We start from the raw sequence: 26,712 nt of genomic DNA on the forward strand, positions 1-26,712 counted from the left end.
CGCAAGAGGACTGTCGCAGGTTCGATTCCTGTCCACTCTTCCGGCCGCAAGGCCGGGCTATTGAAACGGTCGAAAGACCACCCGCCGAACGCGGGAGGTGGCCGCCGGGTTGCGATGCAGCCCCAGGCCGCCCCCCGTCAGCAGCGGCGGCTGTGCCAGGTCCCGGCACGGTCCGCGCCCGCAGCCAGCCACGCTGCAACCTGTTTCCAGGGTTGCCGCCACGGCGCACTGCAAGGCCCGGGCCGTGCCCCCTGGAACCCCGCCGCTGCTGTAACGGCACCCCTATTGATTGCGGCGAAGACGCCGAACGAGGAGAAGAAGAAATGCTGAAGATCCAACGCATCACCATCAAGAAGAACGAACGGGCCCTGCTGCTGCGCAATGGCGATTTCGAGCGCGTGCTGCACAGCGGCCGGCACTGGCTGTTTGCCGGCACCGACCAGCTGCGCGTGGAAACCTTTGCCCTGGAGCAGCCCGCCTTCACGCACGGCCTGGCCGACTACCTGATGGCGCAGGAGCCCGCCGTGGTGGCCGCCGAATTCCTGCGCGTGGAACTGTCCGAAACCGAGGCGGGCCTGCGCAGCGAAAACGGCGTGCTGGTCGAGATCCTGCCGCCCGGCACGCGCCGCCTGTACTGGAAGGGACTGGTGGATGTGAGCGTGCAGGTGGTCGACCTGCAGGCCGGCGCCGAGCTGCCCGCCGCCCTGGCGGCGCGCCTGACCCAGACGCAGCTGCGCCAGCGCAGCGTGTCCGGCCTCAACGGCGTGCTGCAGGTGCAGGTGCCCGCAGGCCAGTGCGCGCTGCTGACCATCGACGGCAAGGTGGACCGCCTGCTGCAGGCCGGCAGCCATGCGTTCTGGAAGTTCGGCCGCAGCATTGCCGTGGAGCTGGTGGACCTGCGCCTGCAGGCCGTCGAGGTCTCGGGCCAGGACATCATGACCCGCGACAAGGTGAGCCTGCGCCTGAACCTGAGCGCCACCTATCGCCACACCGACGTTCTGCGCGCCTTTGCCCAGCTGCAAAAGCCCGCCGAGCACCTGTACCGGGAGCTGCAGTTCGCGCTGCGCGCCGCCGTGGGCACCCGCACGCTCGATGAGCTGCTGGAGAACAAGACGGTGATCGACGACGTGGTGACCGCTCACATGGCGGCCAAGCTGCAGCCCTTCGGCATGGTGGTGGAGAGCGTGGGCGTGAAGGACATCGTGCTGCCCGGCGAGATGAAGGCCATCCTGACCCAGGTGGTGCAGGCCGAAAAGCAGGCCCAGGCCAACGTGATCCGCCGCCGCGAGGAAACAGCGGCCACGCGCTCGCTGCTCAACACCGCCAAGGTCATGGAGGACAACCCCGTGGCCCTGCGCATGAAGGAGCTGGAGACGCTGGAGCGCGTGGCCGAGCGCATCGACAAGATCTCCGTGTTCGGAGGGTTGGACCAGGTGCTCAACGGGCTGGTGAAGATGCGTTGACCGGCAGGCTGGTCGGCACACAACGGACAACGAAGAAACAAAAGAGAGGTACGGCCATGGCCGCATTCGAAGAACTATGGAGCTATGAGGTGGGCAAGGCGGGCTGGGCGACGTTGAAGTTCAGCACGCCCGAGGAGGAACTGGTGTGTGCCGTGTCCTACCTGCATGATTCGCTGGGTGATCTGGCCGCCATGGCGCTGGCCTTGGCCAAGGGCGCGCACCGCGCTGCCGCCGTGTTCATGGACGAGCCCGGCGAAATGCACCTGAGCATGGAGGGTGGCCACGACACCCTTTCATACGAGCTGCGGCAGTACGCGGACTGGGCCAGCTGGGGCATCACCGCCATGGATGACTATGAAGTGCTGGCCCGTGGGCAGATGGCCCGCGAGGACGTGGTGCGCAGCGTGTACCGCGTGCTGGACGGTATTTATTGCGGCATGGGCGTCGAGGAATACCGAAAGCGCTGGCTGGAGCATGAATTCCCGCTGCGGGACTATCAAAGCCTGGGCAGCGCCATCCGCAAGCGGGACCTGTCTCGCCTGATGCGTGGATGAGCCGCGCGGCAGCAAGACCTGAACAAGACGAACAGACAAGAAGACTGAAGGACAACGCAATGAACTACCTGCAACACAACGTGGAAAACGGCGTCCCCATCAAGATGTGGACCAAGGGCGTGCCCGTCGAGGACGAGGCGCGCAAGCAGCTGGAGAACGCCGCGCGCCTGCCCGTGGTGTTCAAGCATGTCGCAGCCATGCCCGACGTGCACCTGGGCATAGGCGCCACCGTGGGCTCGGTGATCCCGACCATCAAGGCCATCATCCCGGCGGCCGTGGGCGTGGACATCGGCTGCGGAATGATGGCTGCCAAGACCACGCTGCGCGCCGAGGACCTGCCCGACAACCTGGGCCCGCTGCGCTCGGCGATAGAGCAGGCCGTGCCGCATGGCTCGGTGCCGCGCCACCGGGGCCGTGATCCAGGCAGCTGGGAGAACCCGCCCGTGTCGGTGGACCAGGTCTGGGCCACGCTGGCCGATGAGTTCGACCTGCTGTGCGAGCTGCATCCGCGCCTGGCCAACACCAACAACCGCAAGCACCTGGGAACGCTGGGCAGCGGCAACCACTTCATCGAGATCTGCCTGGACGAGGCGGGCTTCGTGTGGTTCATGCTGCACTCGGGCTCGCGCGGCGTGGGCAATGCCATCGGCACCCATTTCATCGAGCTGGCCAAGAAGGACGCAGAACTGCATCAGCGCAACCTGCCCGACAAGGACCTGGCCTATTTCGAGGAAGGGGCCCGCTACTTTGGCGACTATGTGCGCGGCGTGTCCTGGGCGCAGAAGTTCGCCATGCGCAACCGCGAGGTGATGATGGTCAACCTCATCGCCACGGTGCGCAAGGTGATCGCCAAGCCCTTCGAGTCGCATGTGGAGGCGGTGAACTGCCACCACAACTACGTGCAGCAGGAGCGCCATTTCGGCCAGGACGTGTTCATCACCCGCAAGGGCGCGGTGAGCGCGCGGCGCGGCGAGCTGGGCATCATCCCGGGCAGCATGGGCGCGCGCAGCTATATCGTGCGCGGCCTGGGCAACCCGGAGAGCTTCGAGAGCTGCAGCCACGGTGCGGGCCGCGTGATGAGCCGCACCAAGGCCAAGAAGATGTTCAGCGTGGCGGACCACATCAAGGCCACCGAGGGCGTGGAATGCCGCAAGGATGCCAATGTGGTGGACGAGATTCCCATGGCCTACAAGGACATCGATGCGGTCATGGCCGCGCAGCAGGATCTTGTGGAGGTGGTGCACACCCTGAAGCAAGTGGTGTGCGTGAAAGGATAGGCACCCCCTGAGCCGCTATGCGGCTTCCCCCTCTCTACCCGCTTCGCGGGGGAGGGGGACGACACCCTCGGTGCGGGGCGGCCCTTCCTCGGTGTCCCTCGCTTGGGGCTTGCCAGTCTTATGAGGCGTGGCAATTGAAAAGAAAGCAGGATGAGAGCATGAGGGAAGAGAAGGTATTGAGCGCGCATCCGGTCTCCGACGCCATGCGCGCCACGGTGCTGGCCAACCTGGCCGAGGTGGAGCGCAGGCACGAGGTCACGGTGCTGTTTGCCTGCGAGTCGGGCAGCCGCGGCTGGGGCTTTGCCTCGCCCGACAGCGACTATGACGTGCGCTTCATCTACGTCCACCGCCTGCCCTGGTATCTGACGGTGGCGCCGGGCCGCGATGTCATAGAGCAGCCGCTCAGCGGCGAGCTCGATGTCAGCGGCTGGGAGCTGCGCAAGGCGCTGGGGCTGCTGCGCGCCTCCAACCCCACGCTGCTCGAATGGCTGCGCTCGCCCGTGGTCTACCGGCAGGAGCAGCCCTGGGCCGAGCGCCTGCATCTGCTGGCCGAGCAGGGCTTTTCGCCGGTGCGCGGCTACCACCACTACGTGGCCATGGCGCGCAAGAACCTGCGCGCCCACCTGCAGGGTGATGTGGTGCGCTACAAGAAGTACTTCTACGTGCTGCGCCCCTTGCTGGCCGCGCGCTGGATACGCGAGGGGCGTGGTGCGCCGCCCATGCGCTTTGCACAGCTGGCGGCGGGCACGCTGGAGGATGCAGTCCTGCTGGCCGAGCTCAACGAGCTGCTGGAGCTCAAGATGCGCCTGGGCGAGGCCGCCAAGGGGCCGCGCCGGGTGCGGGTCCATGATTTCCTGGAGCGCGAGCTGGCCCATGCCATGGCCCATGCGCCCGATCCGGGGGACCAGGCCGATGCGGCGCCGCTGGACCGCTATCTGCGGGATGCCGTGGCGCGCTTTGGCGGCAATTGGCGGCAATGAATGAAAGAGAAAAATGAAAGTGATCGAGATCGACGGCTCCGCCGGGGAGGGCGGAGGCCAGATGCTGCGCAGCGCGCTGGCGCTGTCCATGTGCACGGGCCAGCCCTTTGCCATGCAGCGCATCCGTGCCGGGCGCGCCAAGCCGGGCCTGATGCGCCAGCACCTGGCCTGCGTCAATGCCGCCGCCGAAATCTGCGGCGCGCAGATGCAGGGCGCCGAGATGAATTCGCAGACGCTGCAATTCACACCGGGGCCGGTGCGTGCGGGCGAGTACCGCTTCGTGATCGCCTCGGCCGGCAGTTGCACCCTGCTGCTGCAGACGCTGTGGCCCGCGCTGATGCTGGCCGATGGCGAAAGCCGCCTGACCCTGGGCGGCGGCACCCACAACCCGGCCGCGCCGCCCTTCCATTTCCTGGAGCGCAGCTATGCGCCGCTGCTGCACAGGCTGGGCGCGCGCTGCGAACTGCGGCTGCGCCGGCTGGGCTTTTATCCGGCCGGTGGCGGCGAGATGGACGTGACGATCACGCCGGCAACCAATGGGCTTGTGCCTTTCGATATCACCGAACGCGGCGCCCCCTTGGCCAGCCATGCCGAATGCTTTGCGCCCGCGCTGCCACGCGCGGTGGCCCAGCGCGAACTGGACCATCTGGGCCAGGCCCTGGACTGGTCTGGCGAGCAGCTGCAGGTGGCTGCCGTGCGCCAGAACGAGGGGCCGGGCAACGCGCTGCTGGCCACGCTGGCCTATGAGCACCTGAGCGAAGTGTTCACGCAGTTCGGCATGAAGGGCGTCAGCGCCGAAAAGGTGGCGCATGACCTGGCACGCGAGGTGCGCCGCCACCAGGGCAGCCGGGCCGCGCTGGGCCCGTACCTGGCCGACCAATGGGCCCTGCCGCTGGCGCTGGCCGTCTGGCGCAGCGGGCGCGGTGCCAGCTACACCTGCACGGAACTTACGCCGCATGCGCGCAGCAATTTCGAGGTGATCGAGCGCTTTGTGCCTGTGCGCTTCGCCACAGATGCAACGGGTGACGGCTGGCGTGTTTCGCTCTCGCCAGCCTGAGCGGCCTCAGCGATCGGCCCGCACCAGCGTGCTCTTGCCGAACAGGCTCTCCAGCAGGTCCACCACCAGCTCGGCCGTCTGGTTGCGCAGGTCCAGCGCCGGGTTCAGTTCCACCAGGTCCATCGAGCCCAGGCGTCCGGTGTCGGCCAGCATCTCCATGCACAACTGGGCCTCGCGGTAGCTGGGGCCGCCGCGCACGGGCGTGCCCGTGCCGGGCGCGATGTCGGGATCGAGGTAGTCCACGTCGAAGCTCAGGTGCAGGTGGGTGTCGCTGCCGGCGAGGCCGTCGAGCGCGCGGCGCATGACCTCGCGCATGCCCAACTCGTCGATGGCGCGCATGTCGTACACCTCGATGTCCAGCGAATGCAGCAGGCGCTTTTCCTGGTCATCCACGCTGCGCAGGCCGATCTGGCACAGCGAGGCGGCATCCAGCGCCGGATCGCCGCCCTGGGACAGCGCGGTCAGCGGCTCGGGCCCCAGGCCGCACAGGCTGGCCACGGGCATGCCGTGCAGGTTGCCGCTGGGCGAGATATCGGGCGTGTTGCAGTCGGCGTGGGCGTCCAGCCAGATCACGCGCAGCGCGCGGCCCAGGCGGCGGCAGTGGGCGGCCACGGCACTGATCGAGCCCATGGCCAGGCTGTGGTCGCCGCCCAGCATCAGCGGCAGCTCGCCATCGTCCAGCGCCTGGCCCACGGCCTGGTGCACGGCGTCCATCCAGGCGCGGGCCGGTGCGAGGTGGCGCAGCCCCTGCTCGGGCGGTGTCTGGGGATTGGGCGGACCGGCCAGGTTGCCGATGTCGCGCACCTGGCAGCCCAGCTGGCGCAGCGCCGGGGCCAGGCCGGCCACGCGCAGCGCGTCGGGGCCCATGGCGCTGCCCAGGCGGCTGGCGCCGATGTCGGTGGGCACGCCTATGAGTCTCAGGGCGCGTGCGGTCTGCGGGGTCGTATGGGTGTTCATGCTCATGGGACCCATGGTATGCAGTCCCCGTGTCAGCCAAAGCCGCGTTCTGCCTGCCCGGCCTCGCGCACCAGCCGGTACAGGTCGCGGGGGTCGGCCAGCGCAGGCACCAGGTCGATCGACTGCATCAGCCCGGTGTCGTGGGCCAGCGCGCGCAACCAGCGCAGGGCCGAATAGTCTTCCAGCGCAAAGCCCACGGAGTCGAACAGCGTGATCTCGGTGTCGTGCCCGCGTCCCGGCGCCAGGCCATTGATGACCTGCCACAGCTCGGTCACGGGCGCGTCGGCGGGCAGCTGCTGTATCTCGCCTTCCACGCGCGTCTGGGGCGTGAACTCCACGAAGATGCGCGCGCGCCGCAGCAACTCCACGGGCAGTTCGGTCTTGCCGGGGCAATCGCCGCCGACGGCATTGATGTGGGTGCCGGGGCGCACATCGGCATCGGCGATCACGCAGGCGCGGCGCTTGGCGGCCGTGACCGTGGTGACGATGTCGGCGCCTTCCAGCGCCTGGGCGCTGCTGGTGCAGCAGGTGATGCGCTGGGCGGCAATGCCTGCATGGCCCAGGTTGTCCACCAGCTTGCGCATGGCCTGGACGTCGATGTCGAAGATGCGCAGCCGTTCCACGCCCAGCAGGTGGGTGAAGGCCAGGGCCTGGAATTCGGACTGCGATCCTGCGCCGATCAGCGCCATGCTGCGGCAGCCCTGTCGCGCCAGCCGGCGCGCGGCCAGCGCCGAGGTGGCCGCGGTGCGCAGCGCCGTGGCCAGCGTCAGGTCGGACAGGAAGACCGGCAGGCCCGTGGCCACGTCGGCCAGGGCGCCGAATGCCATCACCGTGGGCAGGTCCCGGTCGGCGTTGTCTGGATGGCCATTGACGTACTTGAAGGCGTAGTCCAGCGCATCGGACACGGGCATGAGCTCGATCACGCCGCCGGGCGAATGGTGGGCGAGGCGGGCCGATTTCTCGAAATCGGGCCAGCGCGCGAAGTCTTGCTCGATGGCATCGGCCAGGCCGGCCAGGCAGGCGGCGACGCCGACCTGCGCCACCAGGCGTGCGGCCTGCGTGGCGCCGAGGAAATCCGTGTGGACGGGCGTGGTTCGAGTCTTCATGGTGCTCTCCCTCGCGGTTGCTTCCACTGTAGGCCCGGGCCGAAGCGCAGGCAAGCGGGTTTCGGCTGGCGCCTGCGCGGGGAATCGCGGTGCGCGTATGCTCGGCACCCAAGCTATGAACCAACTGCATCTGTTTTTGCCCTGCGCCGCCGGCGTCGAGGGATTTCTGGCCGACGAGGTCCACGCGATCACCGGCCTGAGCGGCCACGACCTCCTGGTCGGCCGTGGCGGCGTGATGGTGCGCGGCCTGTGGCGCGACGCCATGCTGCTGAACCTGCACAGCCGTCTGGCCCAGCGCGTGCTGGTGCAGCTGTCGCAGACCCTGTACCGCAACGAAAACGACCTGTACCGCGCCGCCAGCGAAGTGGCCTGGGAGATCTGGTTCTCCCCGCGCGAGAGCTTCAAGATCGAAGTCACGGCCCAGCACAGCCCGCTGACCAGCCTCAACTTTGCGGCGCTGCGCGTCAAGGACGCCATTGCCGACCGCTTCCGCGACAGGAAGGGCGTGCGCCCCGACGTGGAAACGCGCCACCCCGACGTGCGCGTGCACCTGCACCTGACGACCGACGAGGCCACCATCTACATCGACACCTCGGGCGAGGCGCTGTTCAAGCGTGGCTGGCGCGAGGACAAGGGCGATGCGCCGCTCAAGGAAACCCTGGCCGCGGCCATGATCGCCGCCACGGGCTGGGACCCGCACGGCGACGATCCCCAGCCGCTGTACGACCCCTGCTGCGGCAGCGGCACGGTGCTGATCGAGGCCGCGCAGATCGCCCGGCGCATTCCGGCCGGCATCCTGCGGCGCTTCGCGTTCGAAAAGCTCGTGCCCTTCCAGAGGCATGTGTGGGAAGCCATGCTGGACGAGGCAGAGGCCGCCATCCTGCCCGACAGCCCCGTGGGCATCTATGGCTCCGACGTGTCACACCGCATGGTGGACTTCGCCCAGCGCAACGCCGAGCGCGCGGGCGTGGGCCAGACCGTGCAGCTGCGCGGCGGCGACGCCCTGCAGCGCATGCCGCCTTGCGAGCAGCCCGGCCTGATGCTGCTGAATCCGCCCTATGGCGAGCGCATTGCCGCAGCCGGCTCGGCCGGCCGCAGCGCCGGCGAGCGCATGGCCGTGGTCGAGCGCGCGGGCCGCGAGACGGCCCAGACCGAGGACGGTGTGGAATTCTTCAGCCAGCTGGCCACCCACTGGAAGAAGAACTACAGCGGCTGGAGCGCCTGGATGCTCACGCCCGACCTCAAGCTGCCCGGCAAGATGCGCCTGAAGGAAGCGCGGCGCACGCCCATGTGGAACGGCCCCATCGAGTGCCGGCTGTTCCGCTTCGACATGGTCCGTGGCGCTGTCAAGCCCAGAAAGGCCGCCGAAGGCCCGGCAGAGGGCGCCGCGCCATGAAGATCGTGCTGCGCTGGCCGCAGTGCAACGACGGCTACGAAGGTCCCCTGCCCCGGCCCGTGGTGCTCGATACCAATGTGGTCCTTGACATGCTGATCTTCGACGATCCGCATGTTCCGCCGATCCGCGAGCTGGTGGAGCAGGGGCAGATGCGCTGGATCGCCGACCAGGCCCAGCGCATCGAGCTCGAACGCGTGCTGCACTACAGCCAGATCGCGCCGCGCGTGGCCTTCTACGGCAAGACGGTCGAGGGCGTGCTCTCGGCCTTCGACGGAGCCGTCGAATACGTGGCCGATGCGCCGCGCATCCGCTTTGCCTGCACCGACCCCGACGACCAGCATTTCCTGGACCTGGCCAGCCAGCACCAGGCGCTGCTGATCAGCAAGGACAAGGCCGTGCTCAAGCTGCGCAAGCGTGTGGCCGGCCTGGGCGCCACCGTGGGCAACATCCTGCTGGCCGAGCAGGAAGAGGCACTGGCCGCCTGAAGCCTGGATGCTGTTGTGCAGCAACCACCCAGGCGGCAATGGGGCAACAGGCTGGGTGCGGCCGGCTTGAAGGCTTTCTCCTAAACTGGCGGCCATGCAGGAGGCGCAAGCCCTTCTGCCAGGAGCACGGCCTCCCCCACATCGGGACATGCATGCGCCGGGACGACCCGGCTTCACAAGGAGTTTTCCATGGCATGGGTCTATCTGTTGGTGGCGGGGCTGCTCGAAGTGGTCTGGGCGTTTTCGATGAAGCAATCGCACGGCTTCACGCGGCTGGTGCCCAGCGCCATCACCATCGTCACCATGATCGCCAGCTTCGGCCTGCTGGCCGTGGCCATGCGCAGCCTGCCGCTGGGCACGGCCTACACGATCTGGACCGGCATCGGCGCCGTGGGCGCCTTCCTGGTCGGCATCACGGTCCTGGGCGAGCAGGTCAGCGCCATGCGCATCGGCGCGGCCGTGCTCATCGTCTCGGGCCTGGTGCTGATGAAGATGTCTTCGGACTGAGCGGGGCGGCCGTTCAGCGGCCCGTGCCCAGCTCCAGCGTCAGGCGCAGCATGTCGCGGTGCTGCACGCCGCGCTCCCACAGCTGGGTGGTGTAGTGCTTCAGAAAGAAGTCACGCACGATGCCCGTCACGCGAAAACCCGCGCGCTGGTAGAAGACCAGCTGGTCGCCGAAGCTGCCGGTGCCGACCTCGATGCGGGGAGCACCTTGCGAGCGCGCCCAGGCGATGGCCTGGCGCAGCAGGGCGGTGCCCAGGCCCCGGTGGTGCAGCGATTCCGCGACCGCGATGTTCATCAGCTCCCAGGCGGGTGGGCCTGAGGCCTCGTCGCCGCTGGCGCGCAGCGGCACCAGCACGCACATGCCCAATACCTCGCCGCGCCCGCCGGGACGCGGCGGCTGGCCTTCGCGCTGGAAGGACTCGCGCGCGGCAAAGCAGGTGGAGCCCGCCAGATAGCCGCGCACCTTTTCCCGCGACGGATCCGCCGACAGCAGCAGCGGCCACGGCGCCTCGGCCGGGTTCAGCGGCTCTATGTGCCAGGGTGCGAGGGAAACGGAAGGCGCGGTCATAAGCCTGAATCATCCCATGCCTGACATTGGGACGCAGTTGGGCGCCTCTGCGGAATCTTGACGTGCGCTTACAACTGTGCCTTTGCACGGGCGGATCTAGTGGTTTATACTTATACCTAGGGTAAACGCTTAGAGGGTTTTCCCGGCATTCGCGGCACTTGAGATGCATGCCGCCAGTGATTGTTGAGCGTCTCAGTAAGGAAGTTCACCATGCGCCAAGCAATCTATTCCCTGATCGATTTCATCCAGCAAGCCCGCAACGCCGAGCTCGAAATCGCCAACCAGTAATCCGGTTGGAGGCAGGTGCGCCCCGAAGCGCGCCCACCGATGCGATCGCCCCATTGCCGATGATGGCCTTGGGGCTTTTGTGTTTCTGGGCGCCGGGCTTGCGGGCGCCGGGCTGCCCTGTAGCCCTGGCTACAGGCCCAGCACCAGCCTGCCGCTCCTGGCGCGCGAGCAGCAGCTCATCATCTTGGTGCAAGCCGCGCGCTCGCCGCGCGTGAGCACCATGTCTCGGTGGTCCACCTCGCCTTCGAGCACGGGCACTTCGCAGGACCCGCACAGCCCTTCCCGGCAGTCGCTTTGCACTTCGATCTTCGCGCTGCGCAGGGCGTCCAGCAGCGTCTGGTCGTTGCGCACCTGCAGCACAAGGCCCGAGGCGCGCAGTTCCACCTTGAAGCCCTGCTCCCTGGCAGGGTCCAGCGCCCCCACGGTGGAGACGAAATGCTCCACGCGCAGGCTGTCCTCGGGCCAGTGGCGGCTGGCGGCCTCCAGGCCGTGCAGCAGGCGCGCCGGTCCGCAGGCATGAATGCGGGCTCCGGCGCGCGGCGTGGCCAGCAGGGCGGCGTAGTCGGCGCGCCGGCCTTCCTCCGCCACGTACAGGTGCAGCCGGGCGCCATGCTCGGCCTGCAGCGGCGCCAGCAGCGCCATGCCCGCGCGGCGCCGGCCGCTGTAGTGGATTTCATAGGACAGGCCCAGCGCCCTGGCGCGCCGTGCCATGGCCGAGATGGGCGTGATGCCGATGCCGCCGGCCACCAGGATCAGGTGGCTGGCGCCTTCGTCCAGCGGGAAATGGTTGCGCGGGCCCCGCACCTGTACGGTGGCGCCGCGGTGCAGATGCTCATGCACCCAGGCCGAGCCGCCACGGCCGTTGGCCTCGCGCAGCACGGCAATCTCGTAGCTGCCGGTGTCCTGCGGGTCGCCGCACAGCGAGTACTGGCGCGACAGGCCCGTGTCGCCGCATTGCAGGTCGATGTGCGAGCCCGGCGTCCAGCGCGGCAGGGCGTGTCCATCGGCGGCCTTCAGGCGCAGGCGCAGCACGCCTTCGGCGGCAGCCTCGGCCTCGGCCACGACCATGGGCCGGCTGGCGCCGCCCTGCAGGGCTTCGCCGATGCGCACGGGCTGGCGCGCCTGCAGCAGGGCGGGACGGGCGCGCTCGGGGTTCAGGGCCGGGTCCCACTCCACCCACAGGTGTTCGGGGCCCCGGAACGAGGTGTTGGGCACGTAGGTGAACCGCTGCTCGGCCAGCCGCATGTGGGGCAGGCGGCGCGTGAACTCCTCCAGGAAGATCTGCATCTCCATGCGCGCCAGGTTCTTGCCCATGCACTGGTGCGAGCCATAGCCGAAGGTCAGGTGGTCGCCGGCGTTGTCGCGGTGGATGTCGAAGAAGTCGGCATCGGCGAAATGCCGCTCGTCGTGGTTGGCCGACGAGGTCACGATGAGCAGCTTCGAGCCCGCCGGCACGGCCACGCCGCCGATCACCACGTCGCGCGTGGCCAGGCGCCGCCAGGCGGCCACCGAGCCGTTGTGGCGCAGGCATTCCTCCACGGCATTGGGGATCAGCGCAGGGTTCTCGCAGATCTGCTTCCAGGCGCCGGGATGCTGCAGCAGCAGCTTGACGGCGTTGGCCGTGGCATTGGCCGTGGTCTCGTGCGCGGCCACGATGCCGGCCATCATCATGGAGTGCAGGTAGGAGTCGGTGACGACCTCGGGAAGCTCCTTTTGCTTGCGTATGCCGTATTGCATCCAGCCCGGCGCATCGGGGTTCTCGCGCATCTTGGCCAGCACCTTGCCGGCCAGCTGCCAGAAGTTGCCCACCGCATGGGCCACGGCCACCTGCTGCTCGGGCCGGGGCCGGCCCCAGGTGTTGACGGTGTGGGCGATGGAGTACTCGCGCAGCCGGTCCATGTCCTCCTCGGGCACGCCGAGGAAGTGCAGGGCCACGGTCAGCGGCACCTCCCACAGCATCTGGTCCACAAGGTCGGCGCGACCGTCGTCGATGAAGCGGTCCACATAGGCGCGCGCCAGCTTGCGCACCATGGGCTCGTGGTGGCGCAGCTCCTCGGGCGTGAACGGGTCCATCAGCGCGCGGCGGCGCGGCATGTGGGCGGGCTCGTCCTCGTTGACCAGGGTGCGGTTCAGCGCGAAGCCGTAGGAGGCCAGCACGGCATTGGCCTCCTCGCCCGTGGGCGTGATCTTCTCCAGCGCGATCGAGGGACTGAAGGCGATGTTGTCGCGGAACACCGCCTTGATGTCGTCGAAGCGCGTGACCACCCAGTAGCCCAGTTGCGGGCTGTAGAACACCGGCTCCTGCTCGCGCGCCCAGCGCACATATTCGGGCGGGTCCTGCTGGTAGCCGTCGCTGAACGGGTCGAAGGCCGCGGCACCTGCGCTGACGGGGCAGCCCGTGGGGCCGGTCTGGCCGCTGGGCTGGCGGTGGTCGAAGGGGCAGCGCGCGGAGGCGGGCGCAGAGCCGGACGCAAAAGCGGACGCAAAGGCGGACGGGGCGGTGTCGGGGGCGGCGGAGGCAGTCATGGCAGGTTCGCAGGCAGGAGGCGCGGAGGGTCAATCCAAAGTGATGTTCTGGTCGCGGATCAGCTGGTGCCAGCGCGTGCTTTCGCTGGCCAGCAGCGCGGCGAACTGCTCGGGCGTGTTGCCCACGGGCTCCACGCCGAAATCCACGAGCTTCTGGCGCACGGCGGGCTCGTTGATCGCGGCCACGACCTGCCGGTGCAGGGCCGCGATGACCGGGGCCGGCGTCCTGGCGGGCGCCACCAGTCCCACCAGGGCGGCGGCCTGCACCTTGGGCAGGCCCAGCTCGGCGAAGGTGGGCACGTCGGGCAACTGGGGCAGGCGCGTGGCGTTGGCCACGGCCAGCGGGCGGACCTTGCCGCCCTTGATGAAGCCTGCGCCCGCGGCCAGGTCCACCATCATCACGGGCACCTGGCCGCCAGCCACGTCGCCCAGGGCCGGTGCCGCGCCCTTGTAGGGCGCGTGCACCAGCTTCAGGCCGGCCTCCACCCTGAGCAGTTCCATGGCCAGGTGGTGCGGGCTGCCGGCACCGGCCGAGGCGTAGTTCACGCCGTCCTTGCTGGTGCGCGCCTGGGCCAGGAAGTCTTTGGCCGTGGCCGCTGCCATGCCGGGGCCGGCCACTAGGATCATCGGGAAGCGGCCCATCAGCGTGACCGGCGCAAGGTCCCTGGCGGGGTTGTAGCTGAGGCTCTTGTAGAGCACGGGATTGAAGACCAGGGTGCCGTTGTCGGCCGACAGCACGGTGTAGCCATCGGCGGCGGCGCGCGCGGTTTCCGAGGCGCCTATGGCCGTGTTGCCGCCCGGGCGGTTGTCCACCACGATGGGCTGGTGCACCTGGCCGCCCCAGGCCTGGCCTATGGTGCGGGCCAGGAAGTCCGAGCCGCCGCCGGCCGCGTAGGGAACGATCCAGCGCACGTTCCTGCTGGGGAATCCGTCCTGGGCCAGCGCGCCGGGCAGGGCGGTGGCCGATAGCAGGCCTGCGGCCAGTGTGGTGAGGAAAAGGCGCTTGTGCATGGGGCTTGTCTCCGGTGAGGCCTGGGTGGAATCCATGGAATCTTGTTTTGCGTAATTTTTCTACGCATTGCGTAAAAACACCGCCCGGGATTACCCGCAAGCTGCGGCACAATGCCCCGCCAGCCCTTAAAACAGGCCTTTCCAGACCCGTCCTGCCGCCATGACTTCCACTGTTGCCTCCGAGATTGACGAGCCCGCGCCGCCGCGCGAAAGGCGCCAGCGCGTGCAGGCCGCCGAGACCTGCCTGGCCGTGCTCAAGGCCCTGGCCACGCTGGGCGGACGCGCCAGCCTCACGGCCATCGCGGGCGCGGTGGAGGAAAGCCCGGCCAAGGTCCACCGCTACCTGGCCAGCCTGATGGCCGAGGGGCTGGTGGAGCAGGACCGTGGCGGCACGCAGTACGCGCTGGCGGCCGAGGCCATGCGCGTGGGCCTGGCCGCCATGCGGCAGTCCGACCCCATCCGCCTGGCCGAGCCGGCCCTGCTGCACCTGCGCGAGGCCTTGCAGGTCACCAGCTTCGTGGCCGTGATGGGCAACCTGGGGCCGACCATCGTGCGCTTCGAGGAGCCGGGCCTGCCGGTCACCGTCAATGTGCGCGTGGGCTCGGTGATGTCGCTGCTGTGGTCGGCCACGGGGCGCGCCTTCTTCGCCTTCATGGACGACGATGCCCGCGTGGATGCGCTGCTGGCCCGGGAGCTGGCCGAGGCGCCGGCCGCGCGGCGCGCGCTGCTCGATGGCGCGGACCCGCTGGGCACGCTGCGCCGCGAGATCCGCGCTGCGGGCTGCGCCTCGGTGCGCGACGTCAACCTGCCGGGCATCAGCGCCGTGGCGGCGCCGCTGCACGATTACACAGGCCATGTGGTGGGCGTGCTGTGCGCGCTGGGCGCCAGCGGCGGCTTCGACCCGGACCCGCAGGGCGCTGTGGCCCGGGCCCTGCGCGCCGAAGCGGCGCGCGTCAGCGCCTCGCTGGGCCATCTGCCCGGTGAGGCCCGGCTGAGGCCCGGTTGAGGCGTGCAGCCCGCTGCCGCTACGGCGTCACCAGCGTGTAGGCCATGCGCACGCGCTGCATGTCGCGGCCCAGGCGGCGGCTCTCAGGCAGGCGGCGCACCCAGGCCAGCTGTTTCACGGTGCGCGCCATCAGGGCGCGGGTCTCGGGTTCCATGGACTGCACGAAGTCCCGCCAGGCCGTGCGCGCGGCCAGCATGGCGCCGGCCTGCTCCAGTATCCAGGCCGTGGAGTGGGCGTAGCACAGGGCATCGCGCACGCGGCACAGCGCCAGGGGCAGGTGGGCGGCGGGGTCGTCCTCGAAGTCGATGAAGCCGATCACGCCATCGGCACAGCAGACCATGTTGCGCGCAAAGGCCTGGCTCAGGCAGTCGCCGCTGCCATGCACCTGCTGCAGGGTCTGCAGGCCCTGCAGCCACAGCGCCAGCGTGCTGCCATCCCCCCGGGGCAGGGCGGCTTCCATGGCATTGCCCAGCGAGGGCGCCTCCACGCCGGGGCTGCCCAGGTGGCGCATGGCAAAGCCGTCCTCGCACTCGGCCAGCACGGCAGGCACGCGCAGGCCGCGCTGCGCGAGCTGGCGCAGGCGGCGCACCTCGGTGCGGATGGCTTCGTGTCCGCCGGGATTGGGCACGGGCCGCAGCACGGGCAGGCGCAGGCACAAGGCGAGCAGGGCCAGCGCGCGATAGCGCCATGCCGGGTTGCTGGCGCCCGCGCGCTTGACCCAGATGGTTTCGTCGCCGCGGTCATAGCGCTGGATGCTCAAAGGCTGGCTCAGCACATGGGCGCGCAGGAAGGCGTCGTAGTCTGGCGATTCGGAAGGCGGGACGGCAGCAAACGGTTCGGACACGGCAGGCTTTTCTGGTGGGAGGCGCAGGGCGCCAAGCATGGACCGATTGTGCCGTGTCATGTCCGTTGCGCGGGGCAAGTCCTGTTTACGGGTTTGCACTGCGCATGGCCCTGGAAATCTGTGCGGCGGCACCCTGAAAATTGAGACAATCGTTTCATCTTTTCAGCCCTCATCAATCCATGAATTCCGAAGACAGTGGCAAGCTGGTGGCCGCCCTGGTGCGCGGCATCTCCGTACTGCAGTGCTATTCCAACAAGCACCAGGAACTCAGCGCCCGTGAACTGATGGACATGACGGGCCTGCCCAAGCCCACGCTGTTCCGCCTGATCGACACCCTGTGCGAACTGAACCTGATGCGCTACTCCGAGCGCCTGTCCAAGTACGTGCCGGGCGTGGGGCTGCTGAACCTGTCCTCGCCCGTGCTGGCGCGCATGCACATGCGCCAGTTCGCGCGGCCGCACATGCAGGAGCTGGCCAATCACCTGGAGGGCCAGATCCAGCTGGCCGTGGGCCACGGCCGCCAGCTGTGCCTGGTGGAGCTGGCCAACGGCCTGACCAACAAGGTCTTCCTGCCCGAGATCGGCGTGCACATCTCGCTGTCGCGCACCGCCACGGGCCGCGCCTACCTGCTGAGCCTGCCCGAGGCCGAGCGCGAGGCCTTCATCGCGGAACTGCAGGCCGACGATCCCGCACGCGCCCAGCAACTGCGCGAGCGGCTCGACGATGCGCGGCGCGACCTGGCCGAGCACGGCTTTTGCCGCAGCCACGGCGACCTGCACCGCGAGATCCAGTCCATTGCCGTGCCCATGTCCACGGCCCAGGACGGCGAGTACTGGGTGTTCTCGGTCTCCCTGCCCATCTACAGCCCGCAAAGCCGCGCGCTGGAAAGCGATGCCGGGCCGCGCCTGATCACGCTGGTGCGCCTGGTCGAAGGCATGCTGGGCGCCTCCAGCCTCTCGTGAATCAGCGGGCGCTGCGCCAGACTTCCTGCGCGCGCCCTGCGCTCACCTTCTCCCGCACGCTGGCGGTGTCGGAGCCTGCGGCATTCGCACGGCCCGGCGCATAGGCCTGGCCGTCAAAGCGTGGCGCGGGGCTGGCCTGCAGGGCGCCGCCTTCGGGCTGCAGGTAGACGCCGCGCGCCTGCAGGTGCGGGTGGCGGGCTGCTTCCACGGGACTGAGCACGGCGCCGAAGCAGGCATCGCTGCCCTCCAGCAATTGCTGCCAGTGCGCGCGGGGCCGGGAGGCGAACAGCGTCTGCAGCTGCGCGCGCCGCGCGGGCCAGGCGGCGCGGTCCCACTGGGGGCCCTGGAACGCTGCGGCACCGGCCAGGCCCAGCCTGTCCAGCAGCAGGGCGTGGAACTGCGGCTCGATGGCTCCCACGGTGATGAAGCCGCCATCGGCACAGGCATAGGTTTCGTAGAACGGTGCACTGTCGTGGATGCTGTGGCCGCGCTCGTCGGCCACCAGCCCGCGCTGGCGCGCGTGCAGCATGAGGTTGAGCATGTGCGCTGCACCATCGACGATGGCCGCGTCCACCACCGTGCCGCGCCCCGTGGCGCGTGCCTGCACGATGCCGGCCAGCAGCCCCGTCATCAGGTACATGGCGCCGCCGCTGATGTCGCCCAGCGTGGCAAAGGGCGAGACCGGCCGCGCGCCGGCCGGCGAGCATCCCCACAGCGCGCCCGAGACGGCGGCATAGTTGTTGTCGTGGCCGGCTGCCTGGGCCAGCGGTCCGTCCTGGCCCCAGCCCGTCATGCGGCCATAGACCAGGCGCGGGTTGAGGGCCTGGCAGGCCTCGGGTCCCAGGCCCAGGCGCTCCATGGCGCCGGGCCGCATGCCTTCGATCAGCGCATCGGCATCGCGCACCAGGGCCAGCACCAGGTCACGCCCTTCGGGCGACTTGAGATCGGCGAACACCGAGCGCTTGCCGCGCGACAGCGCGGAGGTGGCTGAGGTGGCTGAGGCGGATGAGGTGGCGGCGGGTTCCGCCTCGGGCCGCACGATGGACACCACATCGGCTCCCAGGTCCGCCAGATGCATGGCGCAGAACGGCCCCGGGCCGATGCCGCCAATCTCCAGCACGCGCACGCTGTCCAGCACCTTCATGGCGTCTCCGTCGAAATCGGTTCAGTCGAGTTGCAGCTGGCGGCTGGTGATCAGCGCGCCCCAGCTCTTGCGGTCGTTGTCCACCAGCTGGGTGAACTGCGCCTGCGGCATGCCGCCCGGGCGGCCGCCGAGCTCGCGGTAGCGGCGCGCCACCTCAGGGTCCCGGAGCACGGCGACAAGGCCGTCGGTGAGCTTGCGCACCACGGCGGGCGGCGTCTGCGCGGGCAGGAAGAAACCCATCCAGCCGACCTTGTCGAAGTCCTGCAGGCCCAGCTCGGTGGTGGTGGGCACGTTGGGCAGCTCGGGCTCGCGCTGCGCGCCCGTCACGGCGATGGGATGCAGCTTGCCCGCCTTGATATGCACCAGCGAGGCCGTGAGGTTGTCGAACATGAACTGCGTCTCTCCCGAGACGATGGCCGCCGTGGCCGGTGCCGAGCCGCGGTAGGGCACATGCACCACGTCCACGCCCGTGCGCTCGCGCAGCAGCTCGCCCATGAGGTGCGTGGTCTGGCCCACGCCGGCCGAGGAGAACGACAGCTTGCCCGGCGCCTGCCGCGCGGCCTTGAGCAGATCGTCCAGCGAGCGCACCGGCGATGCCTGGGGCACGACCAGCACGTTGGAGAACGAGATCATGTCCGTCAGCGCCACGAAGTCCTCGGGCCTGTAGGGCAGCTTCTTGTAGGCCGTGTAGTTGATGGCGTTGGAGCCCGTGTTGCCCACCAGCACCGTATAGCCGTCCGGCTGCGCGCGTGCCACCTGGCTGGCACCGATGGAGCCGCCCGCGCCGGGCCTGTTGTCCACGATGACGGGCTGGCCCAGCCGCTCGCCCAGCTTGAGCGCCAGCAGCCGCGCGGGAATGTCGGTGGAGCCCCCGGCCGCGCCCGGCACGACCAGGGTGATGGGCCGCGTGGGCCAGGCGTCGGCTGCAATGGCTGCCGTGGCGCACAGCAAGGCAGCCGCCGCCAGCGTGAGACGTTTGAACATGGTGTTTCTTCTCCGCGCGTGTGCTGGGCCGGGGCGCTTCTCAGCGAGGATTCATCCGAATGGCACCGTCCAGGCGAATCGTCTCGCCATTGAGCATGGGATTTTCAAGAATGTGCAGCGCGGTCAGCGCGTACTCGGACGGGTGGCCCAGGCGTGCGGGGTTGGGCACGGAGGCGGCCAGCGACTGGCGGATGTTGTCGGGCAGCTTGGCCAGGATGGGCGTGTCGAACAGGCCCGGCGCAATGGTGCACACGCGGATCATGCGCGTGGCCAGGTCGCGCGCGGCGACGATGGTCATGCCGATGATGCCGGCCTTGGCCGAGGCATAGGGAATCTGGCCGATCTGCCCCTCGTAGCCCGCCACCGAGGCAGTGAGCACGCAGGCGCCGCGCTCGCCTTGCACGGGCTCGTTGCGCGCCATGCTGGCGGCGGCCAGGCGCAGCGTGTTGAAGGTGCCGATCAGGTTCACGCGCACGATGCCCGTGTACTTGTCCAGCGAGCCCGGGCTGCCGTCCTTTTCCACCAGCCGCAGCGGCCCGCCCACGCCCGCACAGTGCACCAGGGCGCGGAACTCGCCGAAGTCCTCGGCGGCGGCAATGGCGGCGGCCATCTGGTCGGCGTCGGCCACGTCGGCCTTCACGAAGCGCAGGCGACTGCCGTGGCGCTGGCGGGCGGCGTCCACCATGGCCGCGCCGCGGTCCTCGTTCAGGTCCACCACCACCACGTTCAGGCCGCGTTCCAGCAGCGCCAGGGCCGATGCCTCGCCCAGGCCCGATACGCCGCCCGTCACCAGGGCCGTCATGTTCTCTTGCAGTTGCATGGATGTGTCTCCCGTGCCTGGCTCACAGGCGTTCGATGATGGTGGCGTTGGCCATGCCGCCGGCCTCGCACATGGATTGCAGGCCGTAGCGCGCGCCGCTGTCCTCCAGCGCGTGCAGCATGGTGGTCATCAGGCGGATGCCCGAGGCCCCCAGCGGATGGCCCAGGGCGATGGCGCCGCCGCGCGGGTTCAGCCGCTCGGGGTCGGCGCCCAGTTCCCTCAGCTCTTTCAGCCAGGCCAGGGGCACGGAGGCGAAGGCCTCGTTGATCTCGCAGTGGTCCATCTGCTCCAGCCGCATGCCGGCCTTGGCCAGCACGCGCCGCGTGGCGGGAATGGGGGCCGTGAGCATGTACAGCGGATCGTCGCCCACCACGTCCAGCGCCACGAAGCGCGCACGCGGGCGCAGGCCCAGCTGCTGGGCGCGCTTTTCGCTCATCAGCAGCATGGCGCTGGCGCCGTCGGTCATCTGCGAGGCATTGCCCGCCGTGGTGTGCCAGCGGATCTGCGGAAAGCGTGCCGACAGCTCGTCGTTCTGGAACACGGCCTTGAGCGCGCCCAGCTTCTGCGCCGTGGTGCCCGGGCGGATGGTCTCGTCGGCCGTGACGAGGCCGGCAGGCGTGGTGATGCCCACGATCTCGCGCTCGAAGTGCCCGGCCGACTGGGCCGCATGGGCGCGCTGGTGCGATCGCGCGGCATAGGCATCCAGTTCCTCGCGGCCCAGGCCCCAGCGCGCGGCCACGAGGTCGGCCGACACGCCCTGGCCCACCAGCCCCGGCGCGAAGCGCGCATCGAAGCGTGCGCCCGTGGTGTTCTGCCCCATGCGCGAGCTGCCCATGGGCACGCGGCTCATGGACTCCACGCCGCAGGCGATCACCATGTCCTGCGTGCCCGACATGATGGCCTGCACGGCAAAGTGCACGGCCTGCTGGCTGGAGCCGCACTTGCGGTCGATGGTGGTGGACGGCACATGGGCCGGCAGGCCTGCGGCCAGCCAGGCCAGGCGGCCCGGCGTGCCGGCCTGCTCGCCAGCCTGGCTCACGCAGCCGGTGATCACATCGTCCACCGCGCCGGGGTCGATGCGGTTGCGCTGCACGAGCTGCTCCAGCACCTGGCTGAGCAGATCGACGGGGTGGAGTTGGGCCAGGGCGCCATCGGGCTTGGCCCGGGCCATGGGACTGCGGATGGCATCGACGATGACGGGAGTGTTCATGCTGATTTAATGAGACTGGAGGTTCACGAAATGAATGATAAGTCTCGAAATTTGCATTGAACAAAGCGTTTTCCCGGATGAAAAACCGCGCGCAAACAAAAATACTTGCTGAAATCCGATGAATTCGAGACGGCGGATTCAAAAAAGCAAAGGAGACAGGCGTGCATGACTTTCACAGCTGGGCCGATGCCCGGCCCGACCGCGTTGCGCTGACCATGGGCGACAGCGGCCAGCAGCACACGGCGGGCGCGCTGGCGCAGCGCTCGCGCGAGGTGGCGCAGTGGATGGCCGGGCAGGGCCTGGCGGCCGGCGACACGGTGGCCGTGCTGATGGAAAACCGCGTGGAGATCCTGGAGCTGGTGCTGGCCGCTCGCCTGGCGGGCCTGTACGCGGTGGTCATCAGCACCCACCTGACGGCGCCCGAGGTGGCCTACATCCTGGGCGACAGCGGGGCGCGCCATGTCTTTGCCTCGGCCGCCACGGCGGCGCAGCTGCCGGCCGAACTGGCCCCCTCCGTGCATTCGGTGGACGGAGACTGCGCATCCACGGGCCTGCCGTCGCTGGCCGATGCCCTGGCCGCCTGGCGTGCGCAGGCGCCCGCGCCCATCGACCTGTCCAGCCGTCCGCTGGGGCGCGACCTGCTGTACTCCTCGGGCACCACGGGCCGGCCCAAGGGGATCAAGAAGGCGCTGCCGGCGGCGCTCTACCGCACGCAGGCCGACCCCGAATTCCTGGCCTGGCAGCGCAACATGGGCTTTGACGCCGACACGGTCTACCTCTCGCCCGCACCGCTGTACCACGCAGCGCCGCTGCGCTACTGCCTGCGCACGCTGGACGGCGGCGGCGCGGTGGTGATCACGGCGCGCTTCGACGCACAGCAGGCGCTGGCGATGATCGAGCGCTACCGCATCACCCACAGCCAATGGGTGCCGACCATGCTGGGCCGCCTGCTGCAGCTGCCCGAGGAGGTGCGGCACGGCTATGACCTGTCCAGCCACCGCTGCGCCATCCATGCGGCCGCGCCCTGCCCAGTGGCCGTCAAGCAGGCGCTGCTGGACTGGTGGGGCGACATCCTGCTGGAGTACTACGCAGGCTCCGAAGGCTGCGGCATCACCCTGATCAACTCCGCCGAATGGCGCCGGCGTCCAGGCTCCGTGGGCCGCGCCAGCTACGGTCGGCTGCGCATCGTGGGCGACGACGGGCAGGAGCTGCCTGCGGGCCAGATCGGCCGCGTGTTCTTCTCGGACGTGGCGCCCTTCGCCTACCTCAACGACCCCGCCAAGACCCGCGAGGCCATCGACGAGCGTGGCTGGGCCACCTACGGCGACCTGGGCCATGTGGACGAGGAGGGCTACCTCTTTCTCAGCGACCGGCGGGCCGACCTCATCCTGTCGGGCGGCGTCAACCTCTATCCGCAGGAGATAGAGAACGCGCTGGCCACGCACCCGGCCGTGCAGGAGGTGGCCGTGGTCGGCGTGCCCGAGCCCGACTTCGGCGAGCAGCCCATGGCCGTGGTCGTGCTGCGCCAGGGCCATGCGGCCAGTGCAGAGATGGCGCACGCCATCGTCGCCGAGGCCGGCGCCACGCTGTCGCGCCTCAAGCGCCCGCAGCGCCTGCAGTTCGTGGACGAGCTGCCGCGCCTGCCCACGGGCAAGCTGCTGCGCCGCGTGCTCAAGGACAGGCTGCGCGAGCAGCCCCACGCGGGCTTCAACCTGCGCAGCGCCTGAACGGCCCTTCCCCGTCTTTCCTCACCGACAACCACCGGATACCGACCCATGCAAGACCTGACCGAGCGCTCCGTCTACCGCGAAGACCATGAACAGTTCCGCGAGCAGGCCCGCCGCTTCTTCGAGCGCGAGATCGTCCCCCACCATGCCGAATGGGAGCGCCAGGGCATCGTGCCCAAGGAGGTCTGGCGCAAGGCCGGGCGCGAAGGCCTGCTCAACCCCATGCTGCCCGAGCCCTATGGCGGCGGCGGCGACTTCGGCCATGCGGCCGTGCTGCTGGAGGAGATCGCGCGCACGGGCGCCAGCGGGCTGGGCTTTCCGCTGCATTCGGACATCGTCGCGCCCTACATCCATGCCTATGGCAGCAAGGCCCAGAAGGACCGCTGGCTGCCGCGCATGGCCGCGGGCGAGCTGATCGGCGCCATCGCCATGACCGAGCCCGGCGCGGGCAGCGACCTCAAGTCCGTGCGCACCACGGCGCGGCGCGAGGGCGACCACTACGTGCTCAACGGCCAGAAGACCTTCATCACCAACGGCATCAATTCGGAGCTGGTCATCGTCGTCGCCAAGACCGCGCCCGAGATGGGTGCCAAGGGCGTGTCCCTGATCGTGGTCGAGGACGGCATGCCCGGCTTCTCCAAGGGCCGCAAGCTCGAGAAGATCGGCCTCATGGCGCAGGACACCTCGGAGCTGTTCTTCGACAACGTGCGCGTGCCGGCCGACCACCTGCTGGGCGAGGAGAACGCGGGCTTCAGGTACCTCATGCACGAACTGGCCCAGGAGCGCCTGGTGGTGGCCGTGCGCGCCGCCGCCTCCATCGAGGCCTTTTTGCACAAGACCATTGCCTACACGCGCGAGCGCAAGGCCTTCGGCCAGCCGGTGTTCGACTTCCAGAACACGCGCTTCAAGCTGGCCGAGGCCAAGGCCCAGGCCACCATGCTGCGCGTCTTCGTGGACGACTGCATCGCCCTGCACCTGCGCCGCGCGCTCGCCCCCGACCGGGCCGCCATGGTCAAGCTCAATGCCACGGCGCTGCAAAACCGCCTGCTCGACGAATTCCTGCAACTGCACGGCGGCTACGGCTACATGACCGAATACCAGATCGGCCGCGCCTGGACCGATGCGCGCATAGGGCGCATCTACGGGGGGAGTGACGAGATCATGAAGGAGATCATCGGAAGGACTCTTTGAACCCCTGAGCGGCTGCGCGGGCGTGCGGCGCCCTGATCCGGGGGCGGCCAGCCGGGGCGATGTGTGGCGGCTGCACATCATGAAGGCCCTTGCTCCGGCCGCTTGTCCTAGGCTTTTCCCAAGCCCGATCCGAGTGGGAGAAGCGGCAATTTTCCTTTTGGCAATCCTATTTTTTGGCAGAAATTGGAATTTCCATAGAGCGGCTCATTCTTCCATGATCTTTCCGTATCGAAAGATCGGGAGGGCGCCCCCACAGGGCGAGAGCACCAATGACACGCCGAGTCACCATCCACACGCCATTGGGCGAGCAGCTGCATTTCCGTGAATTGCGCGGCCAGGAAAACATCAGCCAGCTCTTCAGCCTCGATGTGGAAATGCTCAGCGAAAGCGAAAGCATCGATCCCAAGGCCCTATTGGGCAAAAACGCCACCATAGAAATTGAAACCCAGGGCGGCGGCAGGCGCTTCATCGACGGCATCGTCACCCGCTTTGGCATGCAGGGCCAGGATCACCGCCACTACGCCTACAAGGCGCGCCTGAGCCCCTGGCTGTGGCTGGCCACGCGCAAGAGCGACTTTCGCATCTTCCAGAACCTCAACGTGCCCGACATCATCGAGCAGGTATTGGGCGTCTATGGCCATCCAATGCAAAGGAAACTCACCCGCGCCTATCGCAGTTGGGATTACTGCGTGCAATACAACGAAAGCGATTGCGACTTCGTCTCGCGATTGATGGAGCACGAAGGCATCTACTACCACTTCGCGCATGCCATGGGAGAACACACCCTGGTGCTGTGCGACGACATCATTGCCTCGCACGGCGCATTGCCCGGCGGCGAATCCATTCCCTTCTATCCCCCGGAAAAAGCCGCCGCAGGCGACCAGGAAAACATCCACGCCTGGCAGCTGGAGCAGGAAATCAAGCCGGGCCGCCATTACATCGACGACTACGACTTCAAAAAGCCCCGGGCCGAACTGTCCCACATGCGCCGCGATCCACCGGGCCATGCGCACGACGGCCATGAAACCTACGAATGGCCGGGCGGCTACACGGAGTACGGCGACGGAGATGCCTACATCCGCGTGCGCCTGAAGCAAGGCCTCACGGGCCACAGCCGGGTGCGGGGCCAGTCCTGCCATCGGGCGCTGGCCACGGGCTACGCCTTCAGCCTCTACAACTACCCGCGTGGTGACCAGAACCGGCAGTACCTGATCACGGGCCTGAGCTACCACCTGAAAGAAAACCCTCGCGTCAGCGCGATCTCCAGCATACGTGGCGTCCCATCCGCACCGAGTACCCGTGACGGCGCCAAGGAAGAAGGCTCCTTCCAGCGCTACGAGCTGCAGGCCCAGCCCACGGATCTTGCCTTCAAGCCGCCGCGCACCACGCCCAAGCCGCGCACCACGGGGCCGCAGACGGCCATTGTCGTGGGCCCGGCCGGGCAGGAAATCTGGACCGACGAATACGGCCGCATCAAGGTGCAGTTCCACTGGGACCGGCTGGGCAAGAAGGACCAGAACTCCAGCTGCTGGATCCGCGTGGCCACCAACTGGGCCGGCCCGGGCTTTGGCGCCATCTCGATCCCCCGCATAGGGCATGAGGTGGTGGTGGACTTCCTCAATGGCGACCCCGACTATCCGCTGGTCACGGGCTGCGTCTACAACGCGGCCAACATGCCGCCCTGGGCGCTGCCGGCCAATGCCACGCAATCGGGCATCAAGACCCGATCGAGCAAGGATGGCAACCCGGGGTCAGGCATGAAGAACGGCCAGGGCGACGCCAACGCCATCCGCTTCGAGGACAAGGCGGGCGCCGAACAGCTGTGGCTGCATGCACAGAAGGACCAGCTCACCGAAGTCGAGAACGACGAAGACAAATGGGTGGGCAACGACCGGCGCAAGACGGTAGACCGGGACGAGACCAATGTCATCCACCGGGACCGCACGGAGACCGTGGACCGCAACGAGAAGATCGATGTCCACGGCTGGCGCACGGAGGTGGTGGACCTGGACGAGACCCTCACCGTCCACCAGAACCGCACGCGCACGGTGGACCTGGATGAAAGCATCCGCATCTGCAAGAACCGCACGAAAACCGTGGATGCCAATGGACGCGACAGCATCGGCCGCAACTGGACCCTGGCCACGGGGCGCATGAAATCCGAAACCGTGGGCATCGGCTACACCCAGGGCACGGGCCTGTTCAAGATGGTCACCGTGGGGTGTGCCTACAACCTCAACGTAGGCGCGGTGCTGATGAGCAACGTGGGTGTCCTGCGAAGCGACAGCGTGGGGATGGACTGGAGCCGGACCGTGGGGCGCAACCGCAGCGCGCAGGTTGGAAGCGATGAAGGCCTCATCGTGGGCAACAACCGCAGCAGCACCATCCAGAACAACGACAGCACCGAGGTAGGGCAGGACCAGGCGGTCAACGTCGGCAACGACCACGCGCTGCGGGTGGGCGCCAACAGCCTGGTCGATGCGGGCGGACAGCTGGCCCTGGCGGCGGGCACCACGCTGACGGTCGATGGGCAACAGGTCATCGTCACCGGCACCCGAAGCATCCGGCTGCAATCGGGGGCGAGCTCCATCGAGATCTCTCCGGCCATGGTCGAGATCAAGTCGCCGCTGGTGAAGATCAACTGCTGAACCC

General features: G+C 68.6%; 23 protein-coding genes. 13 read left to right on the forward strand and 10 right to left on the reverse strand.

The window, feature by feature from the left end; translation table 11 throughout:
- The first annotated feature begins 323 nt into the window (after positions 1 to 323).
- From ACN20X_RS03195 to rtcA, 5 genes are all read left to right on the forward strand, one after another.
- Entirely contained in the window at positions 324 to 1,463 is a 1,140-nt protein-coding gene (locus ACN20X_RS03195; protein WP_013804750.1) for a slipin family protein, read from the forward strand.
- Positions 1,464 to 1,519: 56 nt separating this feature from the next.
- Entirely contained in the window at positions 1,520 to 2,017 is a 498-nt protein-coding gene (locus ACN20X_RS03200) for a hypothetical protein (RefSeq protein WP_016454605.1), read from the forward strand.
- Between the two features lie 59 nt (positions 2,018 to 2,076).
- Entirely contained in the window at positions 2,077 to 3,294 is a 1,218-nt protein-coding gene (locus ACN20X_RS03205; RefSeq protein WP_016454606.1) for an RtcB family protein, read from the forward strand.
- A gap of 158 nt (positions 3,295 to 3,452) precedes the next feature.
- On the forward strand, positions 3,453 to 4,274 hold the full coding sequence (locus tag ACN20X_RS03210; protein ID WP_016454607.1) for a nucleotidyltransferase domain-containing protein: 822 nt from the start codon (positions 3,453 to 3,455) through the stop codon (positions 4,272 to 4,274).
- A gap of 13 nt (positions 4,275 to 4,287) precedes the next feature.
- Entirely contained in the window at positions 4,288 to 5,331 is a 1,044-nt protein-coding gene (rtcA, locus tag ACN20X_RS03215) for an RNA 3'-terminal phosphate cyclase (RefSeq protein WP_473210273.1), read from the forward strand.
- Positions 5,332 to 5,337: 6 nt separating this feature from the next.
- Here rtcA and rocF read toward each other — a convergent pair whose 3' ends face one another.
- Both rocF and ACN20X_RS03225 read right to left on the reverse strand, forming a co-directional pair.
- Positions 5,338 to 6,303, reverse strand: a complete 966-nt coding sequence (gene rocF / locus ACN20X_RS03220) for an arginase (RefSeq protein WP_026062796.1) — start codon at positions 6,301 to 6,303, stop codon at positions 5,338 to 5,340.
- A 17-nt stretch (positions 6,304 to 6,320) separates the two neighbouring features.
- Positions 6,321 to 7,394 (reverse strand): ornithine cyclodeaminase, encoded by a 1,074-nt coding sequence (locus ACN20X_RS03225; RefSeq protein ID WP_209803309.1) that lies wholly within the window; start codon positions 7,392 to 7,394, stop codon positions 6,321 to 6,323.
- Between the two features lie 115 nt (positions 7,395 to 7,509).
- On the opposite strand from ACN20X_RS03225, the gene ACN20X_RS03230 reads away from it, so the two are divergent.
- The 3 genes from ACN20X_RS03230 to sugE all read left to right on the forward strand — a co-directional run bounded on the left by ACN20X_RS03230 (position 7,510) and on the right by sugE (position 9,782).
- A complete protein-coding gene (locus ACN20X_RS03230) occupies positions 7,510 to 8,790 on the forward strand; it encodes a THUMP domain-containing class I SAM-dependent RNA methyltransferase (protein WP_017406989.1) in 1,281 nt (426 codons plus the stop codon).
- A complete protein-coding gene (locus ACN20X_RS03235) occupies positions 8,787 to 9,275 on the forward strand; it encodes a putative toxin-antitoxin system toxin component, PIN family (protein ID WP_016450511.1) in 489 nt (162 codons plus the stop codon). Before ACN20X_RS03230 ends, ACN20X_RS03235 begins: the two co-directional genes overlap by 4 nt.
- Before the next feature lie 189 nt (positions 9,276 to 9,464).
- Positions 9,465 to 9,782 (forward strand): quaternary ammonium compound efflux SMR transporter SugE, encoded by a 318-nt coding sequence (sugE, locus tag ACN20X_RS03240; protein ID WP_013804742.1) that lies wholly within the window; start codon positions 9,465 to 9,467, stop codon positions 9,780 to 9,782.
- A gap of 13 nt (positions 9,783 to 9,795) precedes the next feature.
- Here the strand turns inward: sugE and ACN20X_RS03245 are convergent, their stop codons facing one another.
- From ACN20X_RS03245 to ACN20X_RS03255, 3 genes are all read right to left on the reverse strand, one after another.
- Positions 9,796 to 10,347, reverse strand: a complete 552-nt coding sequence (locus ACN20X_RS03245; protein WP_017406990.1) for a GNAT family N-acetyltransferase — start codon at positions 10,345 to 10,347, stop codon at positions 9,796 to 9,798.
- 417 nt (positions 10,348 to 10,764) lie between these two features.
- A complete protein-coding gene (locus ACN20X_RS03250; RefSeq protein ID WP_133073148.1) occupies positions 10,765 to 13,161 on the reverse strand; it encodes a cytochrome P450/oxidoreductase in 2,397 nt (798 codons plus the stop codon).
- Between the two features lie 30 nt (positions 13,162 to 13,191).
- Entirely contained in the window at positions 13,192 to 14,172 is a 981-nt protein-coding gene (locus tag ACN20X_RS03255; RefSeq protein WP_034389537.1) for a Bug family tripartite tricarboxylate transporter substrate binding protein, read from the reverse strand.
- A 160-nt stretch (positions 14,173 to 14,332) separates the two neighbouring features.
- Between ACN20X_RS03255 and ACN20X_RS03260 the strand changes: the two genes are divergently transcribed.
- Positions 14,333 to 15,178: an IclR family transcriptional regulator gene (locus ACN20X_RS03260; protein ID WP_047327977.1), complete on the forward strand. Its 846-nt coding sequence runs from the start codon at positions 14,333 to 14,335 to the stop codon at positions 15,176 to 15,178.
- Between the two features lie 19 nt (positions 15,179 to 15,197).
- Here the strand turns inward: ACN20X_RS03260 and ACN20X_RS03265 are convergent, their stop codons facing one another.
- Entirely contained in the window at positions 15,198 to 16,061 is an 864-nt protein-coding gene (locus ACN20X_RS03265; RefSeq protein WP_473210274.1) for a BUD32 family EKC/KEOPS complex subunit, read from the reverse strand.
- 140 nt (positions 16,062 to 16,201) lie between these two features.
- Between ACN20X_RS03265 and ACN20X_RS03270 the strand changes: the two genes are divergently transcribed.
- Positions 16,202 to 16,984 carry an IclR family transcriptional regulator gene (locus ACN20X_RS03270; protein ID WP_473210275.1) on the forward strand — a complete coding sequence of 261 codons (783 nt, stop codon included), beginning with the start codon at positions 16,202 to 16,204 and terminating at the stop codon, positions 16,982 to 16,984.
- Position 16,985: 1 nt separating this feature from the next.
- Here the strand turns inward: ACN20X_RS03270 and ACN20X_RS03275 are convergent, their stop codons facing one another.
- The 4 genes from ACN20X_RS03275 to ACN20X_RS03290 are packed head-to-tail and all read right to left on the reverse strand — an operon-like array spanning position 16,986 to position 21,142.
- The gene (locus ACN20X_RS03275; RefSeq protein ID WP_473210276.1) at positions 16,986 to 18,128 is read right to left on the reverse strand and encodes a CaiB/BaiF CoA transferase family protein; all 1,143 of its coding nucleotides are present in this window, start codon (positions 18,126 to 18,128) and stop codon (positions 16,986 to 16,988) included.
- A 21-nt stretch (positions 18,129 to 18,149) separates the two neighbouring features.
- Entirely contained in the window at positions 18,150 to 19,112 is a 963-nt protein-coding gene (locus ACN20X_RS03280) for a Bug family tripartite tricarboxylate transporter substrate binding protein (protein WP_017406997.1), read from the reverse strand.
- A 40-nt stretch (positions 19,113 to 19,152) separates the two neighbouring features.
- On the reverse strand, positions 19,153 to 19,932 hold the full coding sequence (locus tag ACN20X_RS03285; RefSeq protein ID WP_277849152.1) for an SDR family NAD(P)-dependent oxidoreductase: 780 nt from the start codon (positions 19,930 to 19,932) through the stop codon (positions 19,153 to 19,155).
- A gap of 22 nt (positions 19,933 to 19,954) precedes the next feature.
- Complete coding sequence (locus ACN20X_RS03290) at positions 19,955 to 21,142, reverse strand: thiolase family protein (protein ID WP_017406998.1); 1,188 nt, start codon at positions 21,140 to 21,142, stop codon at positions 19,955 to 19,957.
- Positions 21,143 to 21,303: 161 nt separating this feature from the next.
- Here ACN20X_RS03290 and ACN20X_RS03295 point away from each other — a divergent pair, with 161 nt between their 5' ends.
- The 3 genes from ACN20X_RS03295 (at position 21,304) to ACN20X_RS03305 (ending at position 26,708) form a co-directional block, all read left to right on the forward strand.
- Entirely contained in the window at positions 21,304 to 22,869 is a 1,566-nt protein-coding gene (locus ACN20X_RS03295) for an AMP-binding protein (RefSeq protein ID WP_473210277.1), read from the forward strand.
- Positions 22,870 to 22,917: 48 nt separating this feature from the next.
- The gene (locus tag ACN20X_RS03300) at positions 22,918 to 24,060 is read left to right on the forward strand and encodes an acyl-CoA dehydrogenase family protein (protein ID WP_017407000.1); all 1,143 of its coding nucleotides are present in this window, start codon (positions 22,918 to 22,920) and stop codon (positions 24,058 to 24,060) included.
- A gap of 269 nt (positions 24,061 to 24,329) precedes the next feature.
- Positions 24,330 to 26,708, forward strand: a complete 2,379-nt coding sequence (locus tag ACN20X_RS03305) for a type VI secretion system Vgr family protein (RefSeq protein ID WP_473210278.1) — start codon at positions 24,330 to 24,332, stop codon at positions 26,706 to 26,708.
- Positions 26,709 to 26,712: the final 4 nt, after the last annotated feature.

Source organism: Delftia sp. PX-1 (assembly GCF_055797465.1).

Excerpts from the sequence above, each read along its gene's own strand:
- ACN20X_RS03210 (WP_016454607.1), top strand. The coding sequence starts at position 3,453 with ATGAGGGAAGAGAAGGTATTGAGCGCGCATCCGGTCTCCGACGCCATG.
- rocF (WP_026062796.1), bottom strand. The coding sequence starts at position 6,303 with ATGGGTCCCATGAGCATGAACACCCATACGACCCCGCAGACCGCACGC.
- ACN20X_RS03230 (WP_017406989.1), top strand. The coding sequence starts at position 7,510 with ATGAACCAACTGCATCTGTTTTTGCCCTGCGCCGCCGGCGTCGAGGGA.
- ACN20X_RS03305 (WP_473210278.1), top strand. The coding sequence starts at position 24,330 with ATGACACGCCGAGTCACCATCCACACGCCATTGGGCGAGCAGCTGCAT.
- ACN20X_RS03280 (WP_017406997.1), bottom strand. The coding sequence starts at position 19,112 with ATGTTCAAACGTCTCACGCTGGCGGCGGCTGCCTTGCTGTGCGCCACG.
- ACN20X_RS03245 (WP_017406990.1), bottom strand. The coding sequence starts at position 10,347 with ATGACCGCGCCTTCCGTTTCCCTCGCACCCTGGCACATAGAGCCGCTG.
- ACN20X_RS03195 (WP_013804750.1), top strand. The coding sequence starts at position 324 with ATGCTGAAGATCCAACGCATCACCATCAAGAAGAACGAACGGGCCCTG.
- ACN20X_RS03275 (WP_473210276.1), bottom strand. The coding sequence starts at position 18,128 with ATGAAGGTGCTGGACAGCGTGCGCGTGCTGGAGATTGGCGGCATCGGC.
- ACN20X_RS03205 (WP_016454606.1), top strand. The coding sequence starts at position 2,077 with ATGAACTACCTGCAACACAACGTGGAAAACGGCGTCCCCATCAAGATG.
- sugE (WP_013804742.1), top strand. The coding sequence starts at position 9,465 with ATGGCATGGGTCTATCTGTTGGTGGCGGGGCTGCTCGAAGTGGTCTGG.
- rtcA (WP_473210273.1), top strand. The coding sequence starts at position 4,288 with ATGAAAGTGATCGAGATCGACGGCTCCGCCGGGGAGGGCGGAGGCCAG.
- ACN20X_RS03290 (WP_017406998.1), bottom strand. The coding sequence starts at position 21,142 with ATGAACACTCCCGTCATCGTCGATGCCATCCGCAGTCCCATGGCCCGG.
- ACN20X_RS03265 (WP_473210274.1), bottom strand. The coding sequence starts at position 16,061 with ATGCTTGGCGCCCTGCGCCTCCCACCAGAAAAGCCTGCCGTGTCCGAA.
- ACN20X_RS03225 (WP_209803309.1), bottom strand. The coding sequence starts at position 7,394 with ATGAAGACTCGAACCACGCCCGTCCACACGGATTTCCTCGGCGCCACG.
- ACN20X_RS03250 (WP_133073148.1), bottom strand. The coding sequence starts at position 13,161 with ATGACTGCCTCCGCCGCCCCCGACACCGCCCCGTCCGCCTTTGCGTCC.
- ACN20X_RS03270 (WP_473210275.1), top strand. The coding sequence starts at position 16,202 with ATGAATTCCGAAGACAGTGGCAAGCTGGTGGCCGCCCTGGTGCGCGGC.
- ACN20X_RS03300 (WP_017407000.1), top strand. The coding sequence starts at position 22,918 with ATGCAAGACCTGACCGAGCGCTCCGTCTACCGCGAAGACCATGAACAG.
- ACN20X_RS03285 (WP_277849152.1), bottom strand. The coding sequence starts at position 19,932 with ATGCAACTGCAAGAGAACATGACGGCCCTGGTGACGGGCGGCGTATCG.
- ACN20X_RS03235 (WP_016450511.1), top strand. The coding sequence starts at position 8,787 with ATGAAGATCGTGCTGCGCTGGCCGCAGTGCAACGACGGCTACGAAGGT.
- ACN20X_RS03260 (WP_047327977.1), top strand. The coding sequence starts at position 14,333 with ATGACTTCCACTGTTGCCTCCGAGATTGACGAGCCCGCGCCGCCGCGC.
- ACN20X_RS03200 (WP_016454605.1), top strand. The coding sequence starts at position 1,520 with ATGGCCGCATTCGAAGAACTATGGAGCTATGAGGTGGGCAAGGCGGGC.
- ACN20X_RS03255 (WP_034389537.1), bottom strand. The coding sequence starts at position 14,172 with ATGCACAAGCGCCTTTTCCTCACCACACTGGCCGCAGGCCTGCTATCG.